Source organism: Psychrobacter sp. FME13 (genome assembly GCF_014861395.1).
Classification (GTDB): domain Bacteria; phylum Pseudomonadota; class Gammaproteobacteria; order Pseudomonadales; family Moraxellaceae; genus Psychrobacter.
This window is the reverse complement of record NZ_RRYV01000255.1, coordinates 1-2,297: the sequence shown is the minus strand read 5'-3', so window position 1 is coordinate 2,297 and position 2,297 is coordinate 1. Positions and strand designations below refer to the sequence as shown.

The window sequence follows — 2,297 nt, the reverse complement described above, 5'->3', positions numbered from 1 at the left end:
AATTGTTTTATGATATTCATCCAAAACATAACTCTTTTGTAGTGCAGTGACTATAAAGAGCAATCGCCATTACTCATTATCGGTGGCTTCTTTTTACTGTATGTCGTCGTCACAGCATTATCGTTACCTGGCGCTGCTATCTTAACGTTGGCATCTGGTGCTTTATTTGGTTTAGTTCAAGGCTTGCTCATTGCCTCATTTGCCTCAAGTATTGGCGCAACACTTTCGTTTTTAGCATCACGTTACTTACTACGCGATACGATTAAAAAACGCTTCCCTGAACGTCTCGCCGCTATTGATGCTGGCGTGGAAAAAGAAGGTGGTTTTTATCTATTTACGCTACGTTTAGTGCCTGTATTCCCATTCTTTTTAATTAACTTATTGATGGGCGTTACCGCTATCAAATCATGGACTTACTACTGGGTAAGCCAAGTAGGTATGCTAGCTGGCACCTTTGTATTTGTTAATGCGGGTACTCAACTTGCGCAAATAGAAAGCTTGTCAGGTATTTTATCACCCAAGTTAATTTTATCATTCGCTTTGTTGGGTATATTCCCATTTATTGCTAAAGGAATTTTAAACGTGTTTAAAAAACGTCGTGTCTATAAAGATTATACGCAACCTAAAAAATTCGACCGCAACATGATTGTGATTGGTGCTGGTGCTGGTGGCTTGGTCACAAGTTACATTGCCGCTGCCGTTAAAGCGAAAGTAACGTTAATCGAATCTGGCGAAATGGGTGGTGACTGTCTAAATTATGGTTGTGTGCCAAGTAAGGCCGTGATTAAAAGTGCCAAAATTGCAGAGCAAATTCGCCATGGTGAAGACTATGGTCTAGAAAACGCCACACCACAGTTTTCGTTCAAAAAAGTGATGGCCCGTGTACACAAAGTGATCGCTGATATTGCACCGCATGACAGTGTAGAACGCTATACTGACTTGGGCGTCGAGGTTTTAAAAGGCTATGGCAAGCTCATTGATCCGTGGACAGTAGAAATCGCATTAAATGATGGTGGCACGCAAACCTTGACAGCGCGTACGATTGTCATCGCAACTGGTGCTCGCCCATTTGTACCGCCATTACCTGGTATTGAAGAAACGGGTTATGTCACCAGCGACACATTATGGGATAAATTCTCAGAGCTAGACGAAGCGCCTAAAAAACTGGTCGTACTGGGCGGTGGCCCGATCGGTAGTGAATTGGCGCAGAGCTTTTCTCGTTTAGGTTCAAACGTGACGCAAATCGAAATGGCAGAGCGCATCATGATCAAAGAAGATCTTGAAGTATCTACCTTTGCTCACAAAGCCCTTACCGAAAGTGGCGTAAATATCTTAACCTCACATCAGGCACTACGCTGTGAGACTCGTGATGGCAAAAAGTACATTGTGGTCAAACACAACGATACCGAAATTCATATCGAATATGATGAGCTATTGTGTGCTGTTGGCAGAAGTGCGCGTCTGACTGGCTATGGCCTCGAAGCACTGGGTATCGAAACCAACCGTACCATCGTGACCAACGAATACTTAGAAACGCTATACCCGAATATTTTTGCTGCAGGTGATATTGTCGGTCCCTATCAGTTTACCCACGTCGCCGCTCATCAGGGTTGGTATGCCGCCGTGAATGGTTTGTTTGGTAATCTTAAGAAGTTTAAAGTAGACTATCGCGTGATTCCTTGGACCACTTTTATTGACCCAGAAGTTGCCCGCGTAGGCTTAAACGAGCAAGATGCGATAGATAAAGGTATTGAGTACGAAATCACCCGCTTTGAGTTTGAAGAGCTAGATCGTGCCATTACCGATAGTGCGGCTAAAGGCTTTATTAAAGTCATTACGCCAAAAGGCAAAGACAAAATATTGGGTGTGACGGTCGTCTCTGAACATGCAGGTGACTTGATTGCTGAGTTTGTATTGGCCATGAAACACGGTTTAGGGCTGAACAAAATACTAGGTACAATTCACAGCTATCCTACTTGGGCTGAAGGCAACAAGTACGTAGCAGGTGAATGGAAACGCGCTCATGCCCCTGAAAAAGTACTTAACATACTTGAAAAGTATCACACTTGGCGTCGAGGTTAGCCCATAAATGCACCCTACTAAAGCCTTGTCAACACGTACAATGCTAAAAAAAACCACTCGTTATAGCGCCTATGCAATGGCGCTTAGCGTTTGTATCGGTATCTCTGCAAGCACAGCATCACCGAATACCGTGGATGGTGAGGCGTCACCTTGGCAACAGTTGACATACTCCCACCACTTTCGCAAAGCTCAAGTGGGGGATTCTAAAAGCAAAT

At 44.0% G+C, this 2,297-nt stretch carries 1 protein-coding gene and 1 pseudogene; both read left to right on the top strand.

Going from position 1 to position 2,297, the window contains the following annotated elements:
• Positions 1-147: 147 nt before the first annotated feature.
• Positions 148-2,082 (top strand): bifunctional TVP38/TMEM64 family protein/FAD-dependent oxidoreductase, encoded by a 1,935-nt coding sequence (locus tag EI164_RS15690; RefSeq protein ID WP_225739357.1) that lies wholly within the window; start codon positions 148-150, stop codon positions 2,080-2,082.
• A gap of 7 nt (positions 2,083-2,089) precedes the next feature.
• Positions 2,090-2,297 (top strand): annotated as a pseudogene (locus EI164_RS15685) (hypothetical protein); the annotation flags it as partial.